The organism is Candidatus Marifrigoribacter sp. Uisw_064, from assembly GCF_047730175.1.
GTDB lineage: Bacteria > Bacteroidota > Bacteroidia > Flavobacteriales > Flavobacteriaceae > Marifrigoribacter.
Window position 1 is genome coordinate 312,635 of the sequence record NZ_CP159833.1, and the last position, 21,903, is coordinate 334,537.

General features: G+C 31.4%; 28 protein-coding genes. 13 read left to right on the plus strand and 15 right to left on the minus strand.

Annotated features, from left to right (window positions below; genetic code table 11):
* Nucleotides 1-20: 20 nt before the first annotated feature.
* The 5 genes from ABXT64_RS01400 to ABXT64_RS01420 all read right to left on the minus strand — a co-directional run bounded on the left by ABXT64_RS01400 (nt 21) and on the right by ABXT64_RS01420 (nt 3,172).
* Nucleotides 21-692, minus strand: a complete 672-nt coding sequence (locus ABXT64_RS01400; RefSeq protein WP_443633610.1) for a hypothetical protein — start codon at nt 690-692, stop codon at nt 21-23.
* 24 nt (nt 693-716) lie between these two features.
* Nucleotides 717-1,370 (minus strand): hypothetical protein, encoded by a 654-nt coding sequence (locus tag ABXT64_RS01405; RefSeq protein ID WP_443633611.1) that lies wholly within the window; start codon nt 1,368-1,370, stop codon nt 717-719.
* Between the two features lie 356 nt (nt 1,371-1,726).
* Nucleotides 1,727-2,275, minus strand: coding sequence for an NTF2 fold immunity protein (locus ABXT64_RS01410; RefSeq protein WP_443633612.1), 549 nt, complete (start codon nt 2,273-2,275; stop codon nt 1,727-1,729).
* Between the two features lie 85 nt (nt 2,276-2,360).
* Complete coding sequence (locus tag ABXT64_RS01415) at nt 2,361-2,807, minus strand: hypothetical protein (RefSeq protein WP_443633613.1); 447 nt, start codon at nt 2,805-2,807, stop codon at nt 2,361-2,363.
* The gene (locus ABXT64_RS01420; protein ID WP_443633614.1) at nt 2,792-3,172 is read right to left on the minus strand and encodes a hypothetical protein; all 381 of its coding nucleotides are present in this window, start codon (nt 3,170-3,172) and stop codon (nt 2,792-2,794) included. The genes ABXT64_RS01415 and ABXT64_RS01420 overlap by 16 nt, the downstream gene beginning before the upstream one ends.
* A 70-nt stretch (nt 3,173-3,242) precedes the next feature.
* Between ABXT64_RS01420 and ABXT64_RS01425 the strand changes: the two genes are divergently transcribed.
* A complete protein-coding gene (locus ABXT64_RS01425) occupies nt 3,243-3,380 on the plus strand; it encodes a hypothetical protein (protein ID WP_443633615.1) in 138 nt (45 codons plus the stop codon).
* Between the two features lie 172 nt (nt 3,381-3,552).
* Here ABXT64_RS01425 and ABXT64_RS01430 read toward each other — a convergent pair whose 3' ends face one another.
* The 5 genes from ABXT64_RS01430 to ABXT64_RS01450 form a co-directional block, all read right to left on the minus strand.
* Nucleotides 3,553-4,812: a hypothetical protein gene (locus ABXT64_RS01430; RefSeq protein ID WP_443633616.1), complete on the minus strand. Its 1,260-nt coding sequence runs from the start codon at nt 4,810-4,812 to the stop codon at nt 3,553-3,555.
* Nucleotides 4,813-4,996: 184 nt separating this feature from the next.
* A complete protein-coding gene (locus ABXT64_RS01435) occupies nt 4,997-5,761 on the minus strand; it encodes a CDP-alcohol phosphatidyltransferase family protein (protein WP_443633617.1) in 765 nt (254 codons plus the stop codon).
* 391 nt (nt 5,762-6,152) lie between these two features.
* The gene (locus ABXT64_RS01440; RefSeq protein WP_443633618.1) at nt 6,153-7,100 is read right to left on the minus strand and encodes a YitT family protein; all 948 of its coding nucleotides are present in this window, start codon (nt 7,098-7,100) and stop codon (nt 6,153-6,155) included.
* Nucleotides 7,101-7,393: 293 nt separating this feature from the next.
* A complete protein-coding gene (locus ABXT64_RS01445; protein WP_443633619.1) occupies nt 7,394-8,203 on the minus strand; it encodes a lysophospholipid acyltransferase family protein in 810 nt (269 codons plus the stop codon).
* 74 nt (nt 8,204-8,277) lie between these two features.
* Nucleotides 8,278-8,874, minus strand: a complete 597-nt coding sequence (locus ABXT64_RS01450) for an NUDIX hydrolase (RefSeq protein ID WP_443633620.1) — start codon at nt 8,872-8,874, stop codon at nt 8,278-8,280.
* Nucleotides 8,875-8,921: 47 nt separating this feature from the next.
* On the opposite strand from ABXT64_RS01450, the gene ABXT64_RS01455 reads away from it, so the two are divergent.
* Nucleotides 8,922-9,662, plus strand: a complete 741-nt coding sequence (locus ABXT64_RS01455; RefSeq protein ID WP_443633621.1) for a peptidylprolyl isomerase — start codon at nt 8,922-8,924, stop codon at nt 9,660-9,662.
* Here ABXT64_RS01455 and ABXT64_RS01460 read toward each other — a convergent pair.
* Nucleotides 9,646-10,272, minus strand: coding sequence for a trimeric intracellular cation channel family protein (locus ABXT64_RS01460; RefSeq protein WP_443633622.1), 627 nt, complete (start codon nt 10,270-10,272; stop codon nt 9,646-9,648). The two genes, ABXT64_RS01455 and ABXT64_RS01460, sit on opposite strands and share 17 nt — an antisense overlap.
* Nucleotides 10,269-10,985 (minus strand): RDD family protein, encoded by a 717-nt coding sequence (locus ABXT64_RS01465; protein ID WP_443633623.1) that lies wholly within the window; start codon nt 10,983-10,985, stop codon nt 10,269-10,271. The genes ABXT64_RS01460 and ABXT64_RS01465 overlap by 4 nt, the downstream gene beginning before the upstream one ends.
* Nucleotides 10,986-11,021: 36 nt before the next feature.
* On the opposite strand from ABXT64_RS01465, the gene ABXT64_RS01470 reads away from it, so the two are divergent.
* The 8 genes from ABXT64_RS01470 to ABXT64_RS01505 all read left to right on the plus strand — a co-directional run bounded on the left by ABXT64_RS01470 (nt 11,022) and on the right by ABXT64_RS01505 (nt 18,857).
* Entirely contained in the window at nt 11,022-12,041 is a 1,020-nt protein-coding gene (locus ABXT64_RS01470) for a stage II sporulation protein M (RefSeq protein ID WP_443633624.1), read from the plus strand.
* A gap of 18 nt (nt 12,042-12,059) precedes the next feature.
* Nucleotides 12,060-12,926: a hypothetical protein gene (locus ABXT64_RS01475; RefSeq protein ID WP_443633625.1), complete on the plus strand. Its 867-nt coding sequence runs from the start codon at nt 12,060-12,062 to the stop codon at nt 12,924-12,926.
* Between the two features lie 3 nt (nt 12,927-12,929).
* Nucleotides 12,930-13,697, plus strand: a complete 768-nt coding sequence (locus tag ABXT64_RS01480; protein WP_443633626.1) for a DUF4129 domain-containing protein — start codon at nt 12,930-12,932, stop codon at nt 13,695-13,697.
* Entirely contained in the window at nt 13,690-14,907 is a 1,218-nt protein-coding gene (locus ABXT64_RS01485) for a DUF4350 domain-containing protein (protein ID WP_443633627.1), read from the plus strand. Before ABXT64_RS01480 ends, ABXT64_RS01485 begins: the two co-directional genes overlap by 8 nt.
* On the plus strand, nt 14,894-15,892 hold the full coding sequence (locus ABXT64_RS01490; RefSeq protein WP_443633628.1) for an AAA family ATPase: 999 nt from the start codon (nt 14,894-14,896) through the stop codon (nt 15,890-15,892). The genes ABXT64_RS01485 and ABXT64_RS01490 overlap by 14 nt, the downstream gene beginning before the upstream one ends.
* A 3-nt stretch (nt 15,893-15,895) precedes the next feature.
* The gene (locus tag ABXT64_RS01495) at nt 15,896-17,224 is read left to right on the plus strand and encodes a DUF58 domain-containing protein (RefSeq protein WP_443634894.1); all 1,329 of its coding nucleotides are present in this window, start codon (nt 15,896-15,898) and stop codon (nt 17,222-17,224) included.
* A gap of 128 nt (nt 17,225-17,352) precedes the next feature.
* The gene (locus tag ABXT64_RS01500) at nt 17,353-17,790 is read left to right on the plus strand and encodes a DUF2141 domain-containing protein (RefSeq protein ID WP_443633629.1); all 438 of its coding nucleotides are present in this window, start codon (nt 17,353-17,355) and stop codon (nt 17,788-17,790) included.
* A 131-nt stretch (nt 17,791-17,921) separates the two neighbouring features.
* Nucleotides 17,922-18,857, plus strand: a complete 936-nt coding sequence (locus ABXT64_RS01505; RefSeq protein WP_443633630.1) for a LysR family transcriptional regulator — start codon at nt 17,922-17,924, stop codon at nt 18,855-18,857.
* Between the two features lie 48 nt (nt 18,858-18,905).
* Here ABXT64_RS01505 and ABXT64_RS01510 read toward each other — a convergent pair whose 3' ends face one another.
* The 3 genes from ABXT64_RS01510 to ABXT64_RS01520 all read right to left on the minus strand — a co-directional run bounded on the left by ABXT64_RS01510 (nt 18,906) and on the right by ABXT64_RS01520 (nt 20,555).
* On the minus strand, nt 18,906-19,103 hold the full coding sequence (locus tag ABXT64_RS01510; RefSeq protein ID WP_443634896.1) for a hypothetical protein: 198 nt from the start codon (nt 19,101-19,103) through the stop codon (nt 18,906-18,908).
* Nucleotides 19,104-19,220: 117 nt separating this feature from the next.
* A complete protein-coding gene (locus ABXT64_RS01515) occupies nt 19,221-20,018 on the minus strand; it encodes a TIGR00266 family protein (protein ID WP_443633631.1) in 798 nt (265 codons plus the stop codon).
* Between the two features lie 75 nt (nt 20,019-20,093).
* Entirely contained in the window at nt 20,094-20,555 is a 462-nt protein-coding gene (locus ABXT64_RS01520) for a DUF4442 domain-containing protein (RefSeq protein WP_443633632.1), read from the minus strand.
* Nucleotides 20,556-20,773: 218 nt separating this feature from the next.
* Between ABXT64_RS01520 and ABXT64_RS01525 the strand changes: the two genes are divergently transcribed.
* From ABXT64_RS01525 to ABXT64_RS01535, 3 genes are all read left to right on the plus strand, one after another.
* Nucleotides 20,774-21,307 (plus strand): DUF4870 domain-containing protein, encoded by a 534-nt coding sequence (locus ABXT64_RS01525; protein WP_443633633.1) that lies wholly within the window; start codon nt 20,774-20,776, stop codon nt 21,305-21,307.
* Nucleotides 21,291-21,470 carry a hypothetical protein gene (locus tag ABXT64_RS01530; protein WP_443633634.1) on the plus strand — a complete coding sequence of 60 codons (180 nt, stop codon included), beginning with the start codon at nt 21,291-21,293 and terminating at the stop codon, nt 21,468-21,470. The genes ABXT64_RS01525 and ABXT64_RS01530 overlap by 17 nt, the downstream gene beginning before the upstream one ends.
* Nucleotides 21,471-21,570: 100 nt before the next feature.
* A complete protein-coding gene (locus tag ABXT64_RS01535) occupies nt 21,571-21,903 on the plus strand; it encodes a PadR family transcriptional regulator (RefSeq protein ID WP_443633635.1) in 333 nt (110 codons plus the stop codon).

Below are 21,903 nucleotides of genomic sequence, written 5' to 3' on the forward strand. Positions count from 1 at the left end.
TGTTTTTTATACATTGTTAGCTACTGTTCTTTTTCATTCATATTTATTAGTATCCAAGGGAATTTTTCAGGGTCAGGACAAGTTCCAGATATGTTTTCACAATTTTCGGCTTTCACAAAGTCGGTGAAATTAATAATTGTTGCTTCTCTTGTACACATACAATCTTCACAATCGCCGTGAAATTCTAATTCGTGTTCATAAATAAATCTATCAATCCAAGTTCTATTTGGAAAAACTAATTTTGCGAATTGAGGTTTAACAGGTATTTTATCTGATTTAATTCTCCATTCTCTTTCCCAAGTGAAATCATTTCTACCATCTAATTCAGGATTGTAACTAACAAATCTCCAATTTAAGTTTGTGTTATTTTGTTCAACATTGTATTCATCCCTTGTTGAATATATAACTGGTCTACCACCTTGTTGAAATACTTTTTTCTTTTGGTATTGAAAACCGAAAGGAGTATATCGAGAAAATAATTTTGAATCAAGACATCCATCATTTGTTAAACATCTTGCTGGTGATTCTGTAAAACAGACGCATTTATGATTTCCTAAAATCATACCATTAGCACCGTTTAGTTTCTCTTCTTGTATTATTTGCTTGAAATTCAAATATGCTTCCTCATAACTTAGAGAACCATTTTTTGCTTTCGTGAAATGTATTAAGTTATCGCAGTGGTCAAATTTCATTCTTTTTCTCAATTATAGTTCTTGTCAGCTACATTTACTTGTATATGTTTTATTCAAAAACACTCTAATTATTTCAATAAAATGTCTAATCAATTCGTCACTTTCAAATTCTAGGATATAATAATCACTTTTCTCAGTAACTTTTAGCTGTTTTATATTTTTTAAGGTATTTATTCTTTTTTTAGATTCAGATTTTTTTAATATCGAATTAGACGAATGAACAAATAAATTTCTAAGCTGATTTAGCTTTGTGATTTCATTCCATTCATAATTCATTTCTTTAAAATCAATCTCAATAACTTTTTCTAAATATTTTTTAATCGTAAAAATTATTCCATTTCCTGAAATATCATCAATTTTGATTTTTTTGTCTTTCTCTGGGATTTCAGCAAGTTTAAGTAAAGATTGCTCAAAGAAAGAGTATAAGGATATTACAATTGAACTATAGTACAACTGTAAACTTTTTTGTTTTATATATATATCAGAAGGGTCAAAAAAGTAATCTTTGGCTTCATCTGAAGTGTTATCATATTCACTTAGATGTTTTTTTACATTATTATCAATTAGTGTATTTGTTAACTCTAAATATTCTACGAAAGAATCTAATCCAAAATCAATTTCGGCAAAATGGAAATCTTCGGATAAAAAAACATTATTTATTGGTCTACTTAATCCCATTTTTTTAATTGTAGCTAACGTTGTTGTGCATGATTTGTTTGCGTGAATTTAGCGAATAAATAGTAAATAATTACAAGCCTTTGAAGTCCACGAGGTTTTTCCGAAGGAAAAACTTATTAAGCAATTAATTATGCACGGTGTTGGCTTGCGTTTTTTTCTTCTTTATTATAAACACTATTCCAACTAATACATTCCAAATTAGAAAATAAATCCAAATATTTTTCGCAAATTCAGTTAGACAAGGTGGACAAGGATAACCAGGAATACAAGGTTCACATTGTATTAAAAATGGGTCGATTAAGAATCTTCCTATTAGAACGATATTTCCAAGAATCCAGATGTAGATAATTCGTTTCTTATTTTCCATGAGTCAATCGAATAATTTTACAATCATAAGAGTCGATTATTATCATAAACGTTCCACCTTTCATTCCTTTTTGTAGAGTTCCGCTTAACAGCCAATATTTATCAATTTTAAATACATTATATGGTTTTTGTTTTTCAATATTTTTTTTTCCATAAATGTCCCAAAGAATTATTTCAGCGAATTCTACTACTTTTTTTTCTTTCGTCAAAATGGATGTTACTCCAATTATATTATGAAGGGTTGAATCAGAAAGAGCTTCTAAAACAATCTCTTTTGCTTGTTTTTTCGTCAATTTCCCACGCTCGGTTTCCTGCCCAATTATAATTGAACTGGAGAATAGTAGTGTTAGAATTATTATGATCTTAAAGTTTCTCATGTTCTTTTTCAATGCATGCCAACGAGTTTGTATATGAAAAGTAGGGCGTGGCGCAGCGTGCGGCTTGAAGCGGCGAAACCTAGACTTATCTTCTTTCCTCAAAATAAATTGAGCCGCGTGCGAATCAGCAAGGCAAGCGAGTTCAGATTTATCAGAAACCAAGATAGTTAATTAATTGCATGAAACTTTCTATTACCGAAAATCTTGCCCTATTTTTTATATACTTTGTTGTGGGTAGTTTTTTATTTTACATTCCCACAGTTTCATAGATATAGCTAATTCCAGTTTTAGGATTTCTTAAATATCTTGAACGTTCAAATTGGGCTGTTTGGTCTTTTGCATAAATCAGATAGTTTTGGTCAGGTTTAAACCATTCAGGCAATTTAGTCCAACCTTTCCATTCGTTTCCAACTGTGTCAACTTCAAGTCCGTTATAGTCAACAAATTCGTCAAACCATTTTTTGTCCGATTTGAATTTAAGGAATAACTCATATTCGAGAGTAAAATGAGGTGATTGATAATATTCGCCTTTAATCAATTCAATTTCTTTTGGTGGTTCGTTTCCAGACCAATATTTATATGCTTTTTCAGCATTTTTTGTTTCTGTTGAGAAACAGCTGACCAAAAGGAAAACAATTCCAATTACTGATATTTTTTTTAATATTTTCATTTTATCAATTAGTAATGAACCCAATAAGAATCTGTTTCTTCTCCATCTTCGACCATTCGAATTTGGACATCAAATAATTCAGTCAGTATTTTTTCTTTAGTTGTGTTGTCAAACTCTTCAAATTCCAATTCTTCAATATTTTCCGAAATTTTATCTCCGTTATGCCATTTTTCCTCAACAATTTTTTCAATCAGAATATTCAATTCAGGTGAGGGAACTTGCTTTTCAGATTTATGCCAAATAAATTCCTGTCGTTCTTCTGGGTCATTCTCATCATAGATTGCAATTCCGCTTATTGAGTCAACCGTTTTGTCAATTAATTCAATTCTCTTAACTCCATATAATTTGAGATATGATTTTAAAAAATTCAGTCTTTTTGATTCGTTCATTTCCGTTTTCTCAAATTACCCACAACGTTGAGTATATGAATTGATTTTTTACGAATTAAAAACTAAAATTATGGAAGAAGCAAAAAAAATATTAGATAAGCACATACAAAACTTTTACAAAAAGAATAGAATGGCAAGATTTGACGATATACCAAATAAGGTATTTATTGAAGCAATGATTGAATACGGGAACTTAGTAAAAAAATAATTTATATACATTGTTGTATGTCTTTTTTAATTGCATACAACGTTGTTGTGTAAGGAAAGTTGCGTGGTTTAAGCAATAAATTTAGTAAATAAAACACGAACCAAGAAAATCCGTGAGGATTTTCGTAAGTAGGCTTTTACCAGCAATTTTTTTTACACGGTGTTGGCAATAGTTATTTTATTATTTCAAGTTTTAAATGATTCGGTTGTCTTGAGTACCATCTGATAGCTTGTGAACTTGCTTCTTTCATAAACTCATTTAATTGGTCAAACTCTGATGAATCTATCTCTTCTCCAGTTAAATTAAAATTTGATTTGGCGTGAACGACTTTATTGCGAGTTTTATAAATTATTTTACTAGCAATATTTGATGATGTAGTAATTTTTTGTTTGTCAGTAGAATAAGTTAATTCGGAAGCACCAATATGTTTTTTAATTTTCTTTTTTATTGATTCAGGAAGTTTGTCAAATAAACCAACAATATCAAAGCAAGTATTAAAAGAAGCTTTAATTAAATCCTCATCATTAAATCTATCACGCATAGAATTTGCTAATTCAAATATAGACCTGATATAATCTCCATCTTCAAATAAACTTCTCGGTGCATCTAGTTTTTTTCTCATTAATTCATTAGCCTCAATATTTACAGCAATTGGTGAAAAATGCTCTAAAACCTTATAAAAATTCAAAAACTTTAATTCTGGGTCTTTAATTTGAACTGCTGATATAAAAAGGTTCATTCCTTCATTGAATGGTTCTAATTCTCTTAGAGAGTGTGATGAGTTTTCATCTTGTATATCAGCTTCATAGTCATAATAGTCATTTACAGGATTTCTTATTTCTGACAGACTTAGTGAAAAACCTGTGCTATCAGCAACTTCGAAAATATATGAATTGATAATTTCAAGCTCTTTTTCTTTATCTAAAACCTTATCTTTACTTTCGTATTCTATTTCAATTACTAAATATTGACTAGCTGTTCCCCAATAACCGTCACTGTCATATTCTCCAAGTTTTGTAGCTGAAAGTCCAACTATAAAGGACTGTTCTAAAAGACTAATTTTAATTCCATTTGTTGAGCTAGAACCTACTTTGTGAAATGTGTTTAGAACATATTCATCTTCCGAATCTGTTAAACTAACAATGTAAAATCTACGAAGATTAGTTTTGATATAACCATTGCTAATTATTTCGATAGATTTAATTTCATCAAATAGGCTTATTAATTCAAGAGGTTCAATCTCTACATATTCTTCTTCTCCAGGAAAATTGAAATATATTGCTTCAATATCTTCTTCCTCTGTTATTATTTCCTCTATGCGTTCTTCGGAATAAACTAATTCTTCTTCATTATCTGCAAATATTTCGCAATAATCAATTATGAAATTATTTACTTCGTTTATTTTTAGTAATTGTTCCTTATTTAGTTTCATTTTTTAATTATTGCCAACTTGTTATATCGTTATGTTTATACTCGTTTATCGGCTTGTGTTACTAGATAAACACACTTTTAATACTTTTTATCTAAATAAAATCCCCACACCATTCGCTAAAAGCAAATAGTTGTGGGGATAGATGCTAAATATAAAAAAAAATAAAGACTTTTGGGTTTTTTGTTTAAAAGAAAATCTTTCGAATTACAATAAAAACAAAAACCATTAAAGTATACATTAAAAAGAAGGGTAGAATAAAAGCTTTTAAGCCTGCTACAAGCATCACTGCAATAATGAGTAATTGGAAGCCCAAGCCAAACGTTGAGACACTGGTCATAAAAAATTTAGGCAATACCTTCCCTTTATCTGCTGTAGGATCTAAGCTATAAATAATTCTATCGAAAGCACCGTACAAAAGTGTATACAGACCAAAAAGAATATTTACATGCTGTTGTTTTTCGCCTTTTAATGCGATGGGTGTTTTATGTTCAAACACACGACTCGTAGTATCGCCATCAAATTTATTTCTTAAAATAACATAGTAGTAATTATAAAGAGTCCCTTGTAATTGTAAGCCCAAGAATGCTAAAATGCAGATCCAAATGTTCGTATCCGTAACATAGCCTATAGAAATAATAAATAAGGCATTTAATATTATGTCTGCTACAGAATCTAAATAACGCCCGGTATAGGATGGTTTTTGTTTTACGCGAGCCAATTCACCATCTGCAGCATCTAAAATAGATTTTAAAATTAAAAAGAATGCCGCAAGCCAATAATACTCTTGTATAATACAATACATAGCAATGAGGCCTGAGATTATAAAACTAATCGTAACGTGAATTGGAGTAAAAGAAGTGTTCTTTAAAGAGTTTGCGATAATTTTAGCGATGGGTCTTCCATAGTCTGAAAGATCAATAAATTTATGCTGTTTTGGTAATTTGGACATGTACGATCATAGAAAGCTGTATTGTGGAATATACCGAATTAAATAAAGATAAATATACTGTAAAATTATAGCTTATGAATTGGTTTTATTTTTTTTTGTATTGCTGGATCCTGAATCAAGTTCAGGATGACAAAGCATTTGTCTTTCAGTGATTTACACGGAATTCATTATTTTATTAACTTTATTGCAGAGCCTAAATCAAGTTCAGGATGACAAGAAGAATAGGATGAGATACTGAGTTAAGCTCAATATGACAATAATTGTTTAGCCTTGTCGAATCGTGGGACGGTTATAAATCGTTTGGAAAAAGGATGACAAAGCAATTGGCGTCTTGTATATTTCGTCTAAAATTTTGCTCTTATATCTAGCGTCTAGCGTCTTTTTTTGGAAATTATTTTAAGGCTCTTTTTTTTATCATCCCACCTCTTGCGTCTTTTATACTATGCATCACAACAAATGCATTCTTATCTACTTTATCTATTTCGGTGTGTAGTTTTGCTAATTCGAGTCTTGTTACTAAGGTATAAACAATCTCTGTTTCTTCCTTCGTCAGTCCTCTTTTACCTGAATAAATAGTACAACCTCTTCCTACTTTTTCTATAATAGCTAATCTAATTTCATCGCTATAATCTGATATAATCGTCACTCCAACATATTCTTCAATTCCAGATATCACAAAGTCAACCGTTTTTGATGCTGCCAGATAAGTCAACATTGCATATAATGAAGTTTCTATTGAAAACACATAGGCTGCAAATGAAAAAATAAGAACATTAAATAACAAAATTACATCTCCAATAGTCATTGCAGTCTTTTTACTCAGAAAGATTGCTAACACTTCTGTTCCGTCGATCACAGAACCTCCTCGAATTGCTAAGCCTATTCCTAAGCCCAAAAAGAAACCGCCAAAAATTGCAATTAGTAATTTGTCATCCGTAATAATTGGAAAGGGTATAAAATGAATTGTAATCGCTAATAATACAATTGCAACAATACTTTTAAATGCAAATTGCCTACCAATTGTAGAAAAACCCATGATTATAAAGGGTAAATTGATTACCACTAGTAACACCGATAATGGTATTTGTGTAAGTTCTGCCATGATCAATGAAATACCCATGACACCACCATCGATAAACATATTTGGCAATAAAAATCCTTCCAATCCAAACCCAGCAGATAATACTCCTATGATAATAAAAAAACTATCTCTAATGAAATGAGAAAATTCTACTTTCGTATTTTTTATTACTTTCTCAACTTGCGTAGCTTCATATTTATTTTTCTTTAGCCTGCGTTTTACCGTTAATGAGATTATATATTGATAAATAGAATTCATTTTTTATTGCCCTTTTTTGAATGAAGTATAGCCCTCTCAAATTTAGTTGTTAATATTCAGTTATAGTGATATTCTCCAATTAATTTGGTGAATTGTTTTGCTGAAATTAATACAAATCTGTTTAGAATAAAAGGTTTAAAATTGGATCTAGAAATCCTGAATCTTTTGGAGACAATATGATAAAGCCCTTGTCATTCCGTACTTGACACAGAATCCATTTTCATGTTAAGTAATTTGTGGATCCTGAATCGAGTTCAAGATGACAAAAAGATATGATTAATGATGAAATAAATCTAAGACTTCACCTTCCAGTGTCGCTCTTTGTTGAGTTCTTCAGCTTTTTTAATTTCTTCTTCAGAGATTACTTTTAATAAAGAAGGATGCTGTTCTATGGCAAATTGTAATTTTTCAACAATAGCATCTATGCTTTCATTTTCGTAATCTATTTCTAAAGGTTCTTTAATTACCATCGATTGTAGAATCCCTCTTTTTTTAATTCGGAGGCCTTTTTTATCGAACGAACGTCTAAATCCGTCAATCACAATTGGCACCACAATGGGTTTATTCATTTTAATAATATGGGCGGTACCTCTACGAATTGGTTTCCATGGTTTTGTCGTTCCTTGTGGAAATGTGATAACCCATCCATCTTCCAAAGCTTTAGTTATATTACCAATATCGCTCATTTTCACTTGGCGATTTACGTTTTGTCCTTCCGAGCGCCACGTACGTTCTATACTCACAGAACCTGCATAAGCCATAATTTTTGGTAATAAGCCGTCTTGCATGGTTTCTTTTGCAGCAACAAAATATAAGTTTAGTTTGGGACGCCATAAATACCCAATGTTTTTAATAGTATCCTCCCGCCCACTTAAACTGGCATTAAATACATGAAACATGGAAACGACATCAGCAAAATACGTTTGGTGATTGGAAACAAATAATACATTGTTTTCGGGTAAATTTTTAATGATTTCGGAACCTTCAATTTGAAGCTCATTAAAACCTTTAAAACGTCTATGGGTTAAGGATCCTAAGATTCGGATCAACCAAAGTTTTAAAAATAATATATGTCCAAATGGATTTTTTTTAAAAAGCCCCATGCATTTGTTTTAATATTAGAGTCGCAAGGTTAAAGTCAAACTAACGCGGATGCGAAGATACAAAATAAACCTGCTTACAAGAGTTCTTTTAGCATTTCTCGCACTTCATTTAACATCATGGCAGTAGCTCCCCAAACGACATGACCATTTAATAAAAAGGCAGGCACCTCAATATTAGTGGCATATGAAGTGGTCAATGTTTTTGTAACTTTCACAGTATCGTCCATAAAATGAGCCAATGGCACCTCAACCAATGCCTCTACTTCCTCTTCTTGCAAAATAAATTGAGGGGTGCTTTTTGAAATTCCTAAGTAAGGATACACAAAATAATTACTTGGCGGAATATATACTTCCGTTAGGTGTTTTAATACTGAAATAGAATCACGTAACACTCCTACTTCTTCTTCCGTTTCACGCAAAGCAGTTTCAAGTAGTGAAGAATCTTCAGTCTCATACTTGCCTCCTGGAAACCCTATTTGTGCTGAGTGAACCCCTTTATATGTTTTTCTAAGAATTAAAGCCAAATGAGTTTCTCCCGAATTTGAAGGGTAAAATAATGCCATAACACCTGCTTTTTTAGCCGACTTTGCCTTATGTGCAAGCTTCTTTAATTCGAGCAAGCGTTCAATAGGTGCCATTTTTAAATGCAGCGCTTCCCCTGGAAGTTCCATTTTTGTTATTTTTACAATCTTATTTTCAAATTCCTGAAATGTCATTAATGAAATATATCCTTTCTTTTAGTTTGCTTTTTTTGTTCTTTACAAGTTGTGAAGATAAGAAAAAGTCTTCCGAAGTAACACCAAAAAGCACTGCTGAAAAAGTGAAAATTCAAGCTGAAATTGATTCGCTTTCAGAAGCAAGAAAGTTAAATGCTATTAAAAAAAATACACCTGCTCCTTATCCAAAAATCACACCCGATAATGTAGTAGAATTTTTAACTGAATACGGCAATAACAATCCTGAAACAAAAGTATTAATTAGTACCACTGAAGGTGACATTGAAATTAAACTGCTTAAAGACACGCCTTTACATCGTGCTAATTTTATTTATTTAGTGAAGCAACAATACTTCGACAACACTTTCTTTTATCGCGTGGTACAAGACTTTATTATTCAGGCTGGGAATAGCGATAATGTTGGCACACAAAGAAAAAGATCTAAAATTGGAGGGGATTATTTAATTCCTTCCGAAGTAAAAAAAGGAAAAATCCATCGATATGGTACTGTATCTGGCGCAAAAGAATATCGTAAAAATCCCAATAAGCTATCCTTTCCATTTGAGTTTTTCATTTTTGTAGGGCCTCTTCAAAAAACCAAACATTTAAATGGAGATTATACTGTTTTTGGTTCCGTTACAAAAGGGATGGATATTGCAGAAAAAATTTCGAAACTACCAGCAGATGAAGGAGAATGGCCTTTAGCTAATGTTTATGTTTTATCGGCTACTGTGATTGATTAAGTTCATCTTTTGAATAAATCGTCGGCAGAGAAAGTTTAAAGTAAACAGCCAGCAAGCGTATTAAAATGACCATTCCTCCAGAGATAAAAACGATGATGGTATTCGAAATTGGCAAATATTGTAACATAAAATAAGAAACACCTCCAACAATACAGGCTGTAGCATAAATTTCTTTTCTGAAAATAATAGGTATTTCATTACACAAGATATCCCGTATTACTCCTCCAAAACAAGCTGAAAGGGTTCCTAATGCCACACATATAATAGGTGAAAAACCAGCCGCAATTCCTTTTTCAACACCAACGACGGTATATAGTGCAATACCTATCGTATCGAATAAAAATAGGGAACGTCTTACATAGCTAAGTTTATTTCTAAAAATAATTGCAATGACTGCTGCGGCAGCAATAACATAAATAAAACTTAAATCTCGCATCCAAAAAACAGGGGCATCGATTAATAAATCCCGAAGCGTTCCTCCTCCTACCGCTGTAACAAAAGCAATAATAAAGATTCCAAAGGGATCCATTCGTTTTTTTATAGCCGTAAGCACTCCCGAAATCGAAAATGCAATGGTTCCTAAAATATCTATTAATAAAAGTAAACTCAATTGTTCTGGGTATAAAAATTATAATCTTTAATCACTCTATCTATAAAAAGAATGGGGGTTTCTTCAAATGTGATTTCCATGACTTTGGAAACTCTAGCCGATAGTTTTAATATCACATTATGGTTTCCATTAATCTTTGCTTGAATAAACATATTTTTAATGGTTTGCATTTCAAGGTCTGTAAAAACAGTAACCTGCGGATATTTTGGGTGGTAATCTAAAGGAATATCAACTAAAATTGTCTGCCTAAAATTAACGCTCATTTTTTCAGAAATAACCGTTGTTGTCGCGGCTAAATCACCTAATCGCTGTCCTTTCCCATTCAACAAAACAGTTACTAAGGCTAAAGCACCACTCGTTAAACTTATATCGATTATGCGTAACAACCAACGAATTAAATAATTTGAAAATGCGGGGCGTGAGCCGTCTAATTTTACGACTCTTAATTTCATCACTGCTTTTCCTGGACTCCTTCCATTCCAAAACATTTCCCATAGTAAATGATACAAAAATAGTGGCAACCCAAAGGTCATTGCAATAATAAAATTTAAATCATCATTTACATCTCCTATAGACATCACTAAAACAATGATGATTACATAAGCAATCATAATCAACGAATCGATTAGATATGCCAAAATTCGATCTCCTATCCCTGCAACATTTTGAATAATGTTAACATTTTGAGCCGTTTCTATTTGAAAATTATTCATTAAATCAGTTACTTTGAGGCTAAACTATATCAATCAATGCGTGAAGCTTCATTTGCTAAGCAAAATAAAGACAAATGGTTAAAATTTGAAAGCGTTCTTAAGAATAATGTTTCAATAGATCCAGATGAACTTAGTGCCTTGTACATTGAAGTGACAGATCACTTAAGTTACGCTCAAACTTTCTACCCTAACAGCAACACACTAAGGTACTTAAATGGTATTTCTGCTTTTGCACATCAAAAAATATATAAAACAAAAAGAGAGTCCCGTTCTCGCATTATCACATTTTACACCCAGGAATTCCCATTATTTTTCTCAAAATACCACAAACAATTAGCAATTACATTCATTACTTTCTTACTATTTTCAATAATTGGAGCCTATTCTGCAGCAACAGATCAAAACTTTGTACGACTTATTTTAGGGGATGGATATGTAAATATGACACTTACCAACATAGAAAAAGGAGATCCTATGGCGGTGTATAAAGAAATGGGAGAAATGAATATGTTTCTAGGGATTACAATTAATAATATAAGAGTGGCTTTAATGGCTTTTTCCTTCGGAATGCTTCTCAGTTTAGGCACCTTGTACATTATCATGAGTAATGCTATTATGCTTGGATCATTTCAGTATTTCTTTTACGATCAAGGATTGCTATGGGAATCGGTTCGAACCATATGGATTCATGGTACCATAGAAATATCTGTTATTATTATAGCAGGCTGCGCTGGATTGGTCTTAGGAAACAGTATCTTGTTTCCTGGCACTTATACAAGATTACAATCTTTTGTAAGAGGTGCTAAAGACGGACTTAAAATAGTATTGAGCACCATTCCATTTTTTATCATTGCTGGATTTTTAGAAGGATTTGTTACCAGACATACCGAAATGCCAGATTGGCTAGCAATAATTATTATTGGAGGTTCTTTGAGCCTTATCTTATTTTATTATGTGATGTACCCCATAAAACTTAAAAGAAAACATGAATCGAGCATGCTAAAAAGTGTGTCGCTTAATAAAATCACTACTAGCGAACAGCATGTGACCCGTTAATACAAATAATAAAGACACATGAAGGATTTAATCAACTTTAAGAAACAAAGAGAATTAGGAGACATTTTAACTGATACGTTTGCATTTATCCGTTCCGAATGGAAAGCACTCTTTGGAATGATTTTTAAATTAGCAGGACCTGCTTTAGTCATCGTATTGATCGCATATATTTACTATATGCAAACGACACTAGGAAGCATGGGTACTGCTGATTTTTTAGGTTCAGGTGTTTTTACGTTTAGTTTTGCAATCGCTTTATTTATATTACTAATTGCTGGCATTGTTTACAACTCTTTTTTATATGGAACGGTCATAAGCTATATTAAATCATATATTAAAAATGAGGGTGAAATAAACAAGGATGAAATCTCTTCCGAGGTTAAAAAAAACTTCCTTGGTTTATTGGGTATAAGTATTTTGGCTGGGCTTATGGTTGGAGTCGGAGTTATATTTTGTTTCATTCCTGGAATTTATCTTGCAGTAGCCTTATCTACTGTGTATTGTATTTACATTTTTGAAGGTAAAGACGTAATCGAGAGTATTAGTTATTGTTTTAACCTAATTAAAGAAAACTGGTGGATGACCTTTATTACTCTTTTTGTGATGGGTCTCATATATTATTTTGTGTTAATTGTTTTTCAAATACCTCAGTATATTTATTTTTTCATCAAAGCTTTGACCTCAGCACAAACTAGCTCTGTAGATCCAGCTGATATGTTCGATTGGGTCTATGTTGCGCTAAGTACCATAGGTATTATTGCTCAATACCTTTTACTTACTATTATGGTAATTTGTACCGTTTTTGTGTATTTCAATTTAAATGAAAAGAAAAACTTTACAGGCACTATGGAAACGATCGAATCATTAGGCGACTCTCAAGAATAATCTATGAAATATCTCATTTCACTTATAACTTTATTTTTTATTTTTTCTGAAATACATGCTGAAACGATTCCTCAGGATAGTATTTCAGCACAGAAGAAAGAAGTGCGTTATGATAGCGATGGAAAGGTAAATCCAATTGAATTTAATACAACTGAAATTGAATCGTATAAAAAGGATTCAGCCTTCGATTATACAGAAAAAGTAGTCGAAGAAAATTGGTGGACCAGTTTTACAAAATGGGTAAAAGATGTTTGGAATCGTTTTTGGCATTGGGTATTTGGTGACTATGAAGACAATGGAATCATTGCTTTTTTTATAGGCATTCTCCCCTATCTTATCATCATTGGACTCATCTTCTTTATAGCTTGGTTATTTTATAAATTAAACCCTGGAGCGAGACTTTTAAAATCGAAAGAAGCTCCCGAAATGTTTTTCACTGAAGAAGAAGAAATTATAAAATCGAAAGACATTCAAGTGTTAATCAATAAAGCATTAGATAAAAAAGATTTCAGATTGGCAGTTCGCTATTATTATCTATTACTACTAAAAAACCTAACAGATGTAAATCTTATAGAATATGAATTCGATAAAACAAATAATGATTATTTAAAAGAAATTACCTCAAAAGCCATCAATCAGAATTTTGAAAAAGCAACGCTTTTATACGATTATATCTGGTATGGAAACTTTTCTGTTTCTGAAAATGATTTTTATAAAGCGCAACAGGTGTTTAAAAATATAGACCTTCAAATCAAAGAAACACATGGGTAGATTTCAAAAAACACTACTCGTTGGATTTTTAATCGTCATTGCAGGTTTTATTTACTTGGAAGCAACAAAACCAATGCCTATTAATTGGTATCCAAGTTATAATAATGAAGATAAGATTCCTTATGGAACCCATGTTTTATTCAAGGTATTAGAAGACACTTTTTTAGAAAATATAACCGAAATAACTCAATCTCCTTTTGAAAAATTACAAGATTCACTTCAGGAAGGAAATTATATTTTTATCAATGATCAAATTGGTTTTGATGAAGCAGAACAGGATAAAATGTTGAATTGGATTTCAAAAGGAAATTCAGTATTTATTGCTTCAAATTATATTAGTAAAAACTTACTTGACACCTTAAAATTAAAAAAGAATACAGCTGTTTTATTAAATAAAATTGGAACTGAACCATTACTTAACTTAGTCAACAAAGATTTAAAATCTAAAACTCCGTATCATATTAAAAGAGATTTGAGGCTTAGTTATTTTGAAGAGATTGATACCTTAAGTCATACCGTTTTAGGAGTTACTCAGGTGTATAATGATACTTTAAAAATTACAAAACCATTAGTGAATTTTATCAAAGCACCGGTAGGTAATGGTTTCATATACATTCATACACAACCTGAAATTTTCACCAATTACTTTTTATTGATCGATGACAATGCTACCTATACGCAACAGGTGCTTTCCTATATCAATAATGGAAAACTCCTGTTATGGGATCGGCATTATAAATCTGGAAAAAGAATTAATCTTTCTCCTTTGCATATTTTATTCAGCAATAAATATTTAAAATGGGCCTATTATTTTGTGCTTATAGGAGCCTTCCTTTTTGTTATATTTGAAGGAAAACGGAAACAACGAAGCATCCCAATTGTAGCTCCATTAACTAATAAAACCTACGAATACACAAGGACCATTTCGGGAATGTATCTCGATAAAAAAGAAAATCATAAAATTGCGCAAAAACAAATCGCCCTATTTTTTGAATTTATACGTACCCGATTACGTGTTCCCACTGAACACATAAACAGTCGATTTTTTAATGCTGTGGCATCCCGAACTGGAAATGACATGGAAACCACAAAAAATCTATTTACTTTTATTGAAAAAGTACAGCATCAACAAGATACCTCTCAGAGCGAGCTTATAAAATTATACGAAGAAATCACCGTATTTAAAAAGAACACCGATGGAAGAACCTGAATTACAAAACGAAGAATTACATTTTAACAATCGTATCCCTTTAGAACAACTAAAAGAAAAAGTTGAAGCCATAAAAACGCAACTCAATAAGATCATTATTGGGCAAGAAGATTTTATAGAGCTCTTAATTGTAGCCCTTTTAGCAGATGGTCATGTATTAATAGAAGGTGTGCCAGGCATTGCTAAAACGATTACAGCAAAATTATTTTCTAAGACATTGAAAACAGGCTTTAGTAGGATACAATTTACGCCCGATTTAATGCCGAGTGATATTTTAGGAACGTCCATTCTGAATATGAAAAGTTCAGAATTTGAATATAAAAAAGGTCCTATTTTTTCTAATGTTATATTAATAGATGAAATTAATAGAGCTCCAGCAAAAACACAGGCAGCTTTATTTGAAGTAATGGAAGAAAGACAGGTTACTATTGATGGACATAGATACAAAATGGAATATCCGTTTATGGTATTAGCTACTCAAAATCCTATAGAACAAGAAGGAACTTATGCTCTGCCTGAAGCTCAATTGGATCGATTTCTTTTTAAAATAAAAGTGGCTTATCCAACCCTTTCAGATGAAGTAACCATACTTAAAACACATCATGAACGGAAAATGAAAATTCCACAAGATTCGATTGAAGGTGTTTTATCGCCAGAAGATTTAATGGTATTACGCTCTCATATTCAAAACATACTAATAGAAGAAAAAATATTTACATACATCGCTCAAATAGTTGATAAAACTAGAAATCATTCTCATTTGTATTTAGGAGGTTCTCCAAGAGCATCCTTAGCAATTATGAATGCATCAAAAGCATTTGCAGCAATGAATGGTAGAGATTTTGTAACCCCAGATGATGTAAAGAGATCGTTGAATCCAGTTTTAGGACATCGTATTATTTTATCACCAGAACGTGAAATGGAAGGTATGACTCCAGAAACTGTTATCGATATGATAGCTCAATCCATAGAAATTCCTCGATAAGTGATCGCATTTATAAAATCATTTTTTCTAAGTCAACGGTTCTTTATTGTACTATCAATAATTGCTGTGCTTTTTTTAATATCGTATTGGATTCCAAATATATACGGTATTATTTGGCTATTAGTCTATGGTTTTTTATTGGTTCTTCTTCTTGAAGCAAGTATGCTTTTCAGTAATAAAGGTATTAAGGGAGAGCGCATTTTACCTGAAAAGTTTTCAAACAGTGATGAAAATGAAATCATTATTCAATTCAGTAATAACTATTCATTTAAGATAGATATATCTGTGATTGATGAGCTTCCTGTTCAGTTTCAGAAAAGAGACTTTATAAAAATTATTCAAATTGCTGGGAAACATAGAAGTTCCTTCCAATATAATGTACGACCCGTCGATAGAGGAGAATATATATTTGGAAATTTAAACTGTTATGTGACTTCAAATATTGGATTGATTAAAAGGCGGTTTACATTCAACAAAGAACAATTGGTAAAAGTATATCCTTCTTTTATCCAAATGAAGAAATATGATTTTCTTGCTATTGACAATCGACTCACACAATACGGTTTAAAAAAGATAAGAAGAATAGGCCATACACTTGAATTTGAGCAAATAAAAGAATACATCATAGGAGATGATGTGAGAACTGTTAATTGGAAAGCTACGGCAAAACGAGGACAGTTAATGGTCAATCAATACCAAGACGAAAAGATGCAGCCTATCTATTCTATTATTGATACGAGTAGAGTGATGAAAATGCCTTTTGAAGGATTAAAATTAGTAGATTATGCTATAAATAGTGCCTTAGCATTTTCAAATATCGCTTTAAAAAAAGGAGATAAAGTAGGGATGGTTGATTTTTCAAATAAAGTGGGTAGTTATTTACCTGCTCAAGCAAAGAAAACCTACCTCAATAATATATTAGACACTCTATATAATATAGAAACTAAGTTTTTAGATTCCGATTTTGGGGTATTACAAAGTTTGGTGAGAAGAAGAATTACACACAGGAGTTTACTTTTATTATATACCAATTTTGAACACATCTCATCACTTCATAGGCAACTTCCTTATTTAAAAGCGATTTCAAAAAAACATGTATTAGTGGTTATCTTTTTTGAAAATACTGAATTGCATAGTTTAAGTCAGACAAAAGCAGAAAGTATTCCTGAAATCTATGACCAAACCATTGCCCAACAATTTGAATTCGATAAGAAACTAATGGTAAGGGAACTTCAACAAAGAGGGATACAGACCGTATTAACTTCACCTCAAGACCTAACTGTGAATACGATCAATAAGTACTTAGAGATAAAGGCAAAAGGCTTACTTTAATTGCTTTGTGCTACAATAATTACAATTCATCTTCAAGATTTTACAACTGAGTACTTTATTTTATGTAATAAAGAGGTTTGACCGCATCTTTGTACAAGAAATTAATAACAAATCAAAAACATACCCTTATGAAAACTATTCTTTTTACCATCGCATTATCAGTATCATCTCTTTTTATCTCTGCACAATCAGATACAAATGAAACAATAGTAACTAGTGAAGGAACAACAATTACTGTGACAGTTACCTTACAAGGAACTGCTGGAACTGTTTTATTTTCATTGCACAATGAATCTACTTTTATGAAAAACCCATTAGAGGCAAAGGGTAATGGCATTGTAGATGGAAAATCTACAGTTACTTTTGAAAATATACAACCAGGAATTTATGGAATTATTATTTTACACGATAAAAATGATAATAAAAGAATGGATTTTCAAGACAATGGAATGCCAATGGAAGCCTTTGGAATGTCAAATAATGTAATGAGTTTTGGACCACCACAATGGAGTGACGCAAAGTTTACTGTTGAAAATACTCCTCTTGAAATGGAAATTAGATTATAAAAAATAGTTGAGTTTAATAAATCCGATGCATACATGTATCGGATTTTTTGCTATAGACAAATTCTAATTAAATTACATTTTGCATAGATATTATCAATACATGTTGTATTATTGTATTAAAGACATTCAATATGACAATTACACAATTAAAATATGTTTTAGCTGTCGCTGAGTATCAAAATTTCACAAAGGCAGCTCAAAAAACTTTTGTAACCCAGCCTACCTTAAGTATGCAAATACAAAAATTAGAAGAAGAGCTAGATATATTAATATTTAATAGAGGAAAAAAACCAATAGAGCTTACTGAGATAGGAAAAAAGATCGTTTCTCAAGCAAGAAATATTGTAAATGAAGCCTCTAGGATGAAGGATGTAGTAGATCAAGAAAAAGGCTTTATTGGAGGTGAATTTAAACTAGGAATCATTCCTACGATTATGCCAACCTTATTACCTATGTTTTTAAAGAATTTCACTAATAAATATCCTAAAGTTCATTTAAAAATAGAAGAACTCAATACGCAAGAAATTATTTCAAAAATAAATGATGGGCATTTAGATGCTGCGATTGCAGCTACACCTTTAAATCAAGAAAGAATAAAAGAACGTGTTCTTTATTTTGAACCCTTTGTAGGTTATGTACCAGAAAATCACCGTTTATATTCAAATAAAAAAATTGATAGCGAAGATTTAGATATTGATGACATTCTATTATTAGAAGATGGTCATTGTTTTAGAGAGGCTATCATTAATATTTGTAAAGCTTTTAAAGATAGTAATGATGAATCGTTTCAATTAGAAAGCGGAAGTTTTGAAACCTTGATAAAATTATCGAATGAAGGTTTGGGAATGACACTACTACCCTATTTACATACCTTGGATATTTCAAAAGAGCAACAAAAACATTTACGTTATTTTAACGAGCCTTCTCCTGCTAGAGAGGTTAGTATAATTTACAGAAAAAGTGAATTAAAAATGCAAATAGTAAATGCAATGTATGATGTAATTACGGGTGTAATAAGAGGAGCAATATCTTTTCAGGACATAAAAGTAATAAGCCCTTTAAAATAAATTATTCTTAAAACTAAAAAATCCCTTAACTGACGTTAAGGGATTTTTTTATTCTTTTAAATAAATTAAACATTGATCTAATTGGGGGTTCTGTGTAATTAAATTATTAACCCAAATTTTTAGTTCCTCTATTTCATGAGGTAATAAGCGGGTTAACGCTTTTTTTAATTCCTTACAGAACAAGTTTACATCAAAACTAACTTTTGAAAGTACAGTTTTTGTGTAATCAAACATTGCTCTAGCCATTATTGTAAATGTAAAAATTAAGTAGTTTTTTTTGTATAAGCTGAGATTTAATATTCTTTTTAAAGATAACAAAAAAAAGCTTACAATATTCTTCAAGAGGTAAAATTTAACATCTTTTTATCTATTATCTCCATCTAATATATTACCCAAACTTCCCAAGATACTACCTTCACCTTTATCTTTTCCTCCACCTTTTGGAGCTGATGCCCAAACTCTTTTCGCTAACCTACTAAAAGGCAATGATTGAATATACACAGTACCGGGTCCTTTTAGTGTAGCAAAAAACATTCCTTCGCCACCAAACAATGTGTTTTTAATTCCACCAACAAACTCAATATCATACTCTACTGAATTATCAAACCCTATAATACATCCTGTATCTACTTTTAGTTTTTCTCCAGCAGCTAATTCTTTTACTGCAGTAGTTCCACCGGCATGAACAAAAGCCATTCCATCACCTTCTAATTTTTGCATGATAAAACCTTCACCACCAAATAAGCCACGACCTAATTTTTTTGAAAACTCAATTCCAATAGAAACTCCTTTGGCTGCACATAAGAATGCATCTTTCTGACAAATAAATTTATTTCCAAATTTTGTTAAGTCTATCGCAATTATTTTCCCAGGATATGGAGAAGCAAACGATACTTTCTTTTTTCCTCCTATCGTATTATAAAAGGCTGTCATAAATAAACTCTCGCCTGTCAACAATCGTTTACCAGCTCCAAATATTTTACCCATCAAACCTTGATCCTTTTGTGAACCATCTCCAAAAATGGTTTCCATTTGTATTCCATCGTCCATCATCATAAAACTACCTGCTTCGGCTACTACTCCTTCTTCTGGATCTAATTCAATCTCAACATATTGCATTTCTTCTCCATAAATAGTATAATCTATTTCGTGTGCTGTCATTTTAATGGTTTTTAATTTATGCTTATGAGTTGAAGATTTAGAAGCTTTGTTACATCAAATAATAAAAATTATACATTATTTCTTAGTTCTCAATTTAACGGTCCATTCAAATTCAAAAGTAGATACTATATCACCGTTTTCATTTTTACCAATAGAAGTCATCCAACACGTTTGCCCTTCTTTAGTTTCAATTGCTTTATGTATAGCCTCTTTTATTTTAAGTCCATCGGTACAGTTAAACGTGATTCGACCTGTGGCCTTTTTTGAGAAATTAGCTTTGTTATTGGCAACCAACATAGAAATAGGAAGCTTACTATCATGTATACAACTCATTAGCATAGCACCTGTACTTAACTCGGCAGCCATACCTTGTACTGCCCAAAAAAGTGATTTAAAAGGGTTTTGGGAAATCCATCTATGTTTGACTGTAACAGAACATTCTTTTTCTGAAATTGACTTAATACGAACTCCTAACCAATATACTGAAGGTAGTTTAAAGAAAGTAAAAGCTGTAATTTTTTTGGGTGTAATGGGCATGCTTTATATTTAAAATTCCTATTTAATAAGAAAATCAAATGTACGTATTAATAAAAAAATAAAGAATACACTTAATATTACAAAAATACATGAATTATTATAATACTGATAATCAAATAATTAAATAATTAAATTTGTTAAATAAATGTTAATTACAGTACTATGCGTTACATAATACCATTTAATAGACATATATTTGTATAAGAAATTAATGAACAATGGATACTACTATATCAGAAAATCAAAAAAATGTTGCTTCATTAATGCACCTCTCAACATTTTCAAAATATTTTATTCCCTTCGGAAATTTTATTGCACCCTTATTATTATGGTCTTTTAATAAGGAGAAAACATTTACAGATGAACATGGAAGGCAAGCCATTAATTTTCAATTAAGTGTCATATTATATTCAATTGTAATTGGCCTTATATGCCTACCCTTTGTTTTAATCTATGCTACAAATTTTGTTAGCCTTGTTGAAGCAATTGATCATACCGTAGATCATGTTTCCTTTCAAGATGTTAAGAATTTTTCAGGGTTTGTCGTTATATTTATGATTGCCGCATTATTATTATTTGGTCTTTTTGTGATCGAGTTATATGCCGTAATCTCAGCAACCATGTCTGCAGCAAAAGGAAAATCATACACCTACCCTATTAGTATATCATTCATTAAAACAACCATCCTAAATTCAGAAGATGAAAATTCTGATGAGGAAATAAATCAATCAAAAAATGAGCACGTTAGTTAGTATTTTGTTAGGATTAGTATTAAGCATACTCCCAGCAGAAACCCTTCAGCAAACCGCTAAGTATGTTTCCCAAAATGAAAATTTTCAATGTTCAGGAAACATTAAAAATCTTCGTTCAAATTACCTAATCAGTAAGGACGAACTAGTATTTGAATTAAAGTAAAAACAGACTTATGAAACGAGCATGTTAAAAGCTTTATCACTCGGGAGAATGACAAATAGCGAACTACATGTGACCGTTTTAATAAAAAAATTTTAGACACATGAAAATTGAAAACACAAAAGCACAAATGCGTAAGGGAGTTCTGGAGTACTGTATTCTTTCTATTTTAAAAGATGGTGAAGCATATACCTCAGACATATTAGAGACCTTAAAGGGCGCAAAAATGCTAGTTGTTGAGGGAACAATTTATCCTCTCTTAACACGGCTAAAAAATGCTGGATTGCTTTCCTATCGTTGGGAAGAATCATTAAGCGGCCCACCACGTAAGTATTACGACCTTACCGAAACAGGAAAATTATTTTTGAAAGAATTGAATACAACTTGGAGCGAATTACAACAAGCTGTAAATAGAGTAACAAGCGAAAAAAACTAA

Excerpts from the sequence above, each read along its gene's own strand:
- ABXT64_RS01425 (WP_443633615.1), top strand. The coding sequence starts at position 3,243 with ATGGAAGAAGCAAAAAAAATATTAGATAAGCACATACAAAACTTTTAC.
- ABXT64_RS01485 (WP_443633627.1), top strand. The coding sequence starts at position 13,690 with ATGGGTAGATTTCAAAAAACACTACTCGTTGGATTTTTAATCGTCATT.
- ABXT64_RS01505 (WP_443633630.1), top strand. The coding sequence starts at position 17,922 with ATGACAATTACACAATTAAAATATGTTTTAGCTGTCGCTGAGTATCAA.
- ABXT64_RS01465 (WP_443633623.1), bottom strand. The coding sequence starts at position 10,985 with ATGAATAATTTTCAAATAGAAACGGCTCAAAATGTTAACATTATTCAA.
- ABXT64_RS01450 (WP_443633620.1), bottom strand. The coding sequence starts at position 8,874 with ATGGAACTTCCAGGGGAAGCGCTGCATTTAAAAATGGCACCTATTGAA.
- ABXT64_RS01440 (WP_443633618.1), bottom strand. The coding sequence starts at position 7,100 with ATGAATTCTATTTATCAATATATAATCTCATTAACGGTAAAACGCAGG.
- ABXT64_RS01420 (WP_443633614.1), bottom strand. The coding sequence starts at position 3,172 with ATGAACGAATCAAAAAGACTGAATTTTTTAAAATCATATCTCAAATTA.
- ABXT64_RS01530 (WP_443633634.1), top strand. The coding sequence starts at position 21,291 with ATGAGCACGTTAGTTAGTATTTTGTTAGGATTAGTATTAAGCATACTC.
- ABXT64_RS01435 (WP_443633617.1), bottom strand. The coding sequence starts at position 5,761 with ATGTCCAAATTACCAAAACAGCATAAATTTATTGATCTTTCAGACTAT.
- ABXT64_RS01430 (WP_443633616.1), bottom strand. The coding sequence starts at position 4,812 with ATGAAACTAAATAAGGAACAATTACTAAAAATAAACGAAGTAAATAAT.
- ABXT64_RS01400 (WP_443633610.1), bottom strand. The coding sequence starts at position 692 with ATGAAATTTGACCACTGCGATAACTTAATACATTTCACGAAAGCAAAA.
- ABXT64_RS01455 (WP_443633621.1), top strand. The coding sequence starts at position 8,922 with ATGAAATATATCCTTTCTTTTAGTTTGCTTTTTTTGTTCTTTACAAGT.
- ABXT64_RS01515 (WP_443633631.1), bottom strand. The coding sequence starts at position 20,018 with ATGACAGCACACGAAATAGATTATACTATTTATGGAGAAGAAATGCAA.
- ABXT64_RS01490 (WP_443633628.1), top strand. The coding sequence starts at position 14,894 with ATGGAAGAACCTGAATTACAAAACGAAGAATTACATTTTAACAATCGT.
- ABXT64_RS01535 (WP_443633635.1), top strand. The coding sequence starts at position 21,571 with ATGAAAATTGAAAACACAAAAGCACAAATGCGTAAGGGAGTTCTGGAG.
- ABXT64_RS01445 (WP_443633619.1), bottom strand. The coding sequence starts at position 8,203 with ATGGGGCTTTTTAAAAAAAATCCATTTGGACATATATTATTTTTAAAA.
- ABXT64_RS01475 (WP_443633625.1), top strand. The coding sequence starts at position 12,060 with ATGAAGGATTTAATCAACTTTAAGAAACAAAGAGAATTAGGAGACATT.
- ABXT64_RS01520 (WP_443633632.1), bottom strand. The coding sequence starts at position 20,555 with ATGCCCATTACACCCAAAAAAATTACAGCTTTTACTTTCTTTAAACTA.
- ABXT64_RS01405 (WP_443633611.1), bottom strand. The coding sequence starts at position 1,370 with ATGGGATTAAGTAGACCAATAAATAATGTTTTTTTATCCGAAGATTTC.
- ABXT64_RS01470 (WP_443633624.1), top strand. The coding sequence starts at position 11,022 with ATGCGTGAAGCTTCATTTGCTAAGCAAAATAAAGACAAATGGTTAAAA.
- ABXT64_RS01480 (WP_443633626.1), top strand. The coding sequence starts at position 12,930 with ATGAAATATCTCATTTCACTTATAACTTTATTTTTTATTTTTTCTGAA.
- ABXT64_RS01500 (WP_443633629.1), top strand. The coding sequence starts at position 17,353 with ATGAAAACTATTCTTTTTACCATCGCATTATCAGTATCATCTCTTTTT.
- ABXT64_RS01510 (WP_443634896.1), bottom strand. The coding sequence starts at position 19,103 with ATGGCTAGAGCAATGTTTGATTACACAAAAACTGTACTTTCAAAAGTT.
- ABXT64_RS01525 (WP_443633633.1), top strand. The coding sequence starts at position 20,774 with ATGGATACTACTATATCAGAAAATCAAAAAAATGTTGCTTCATTAATG.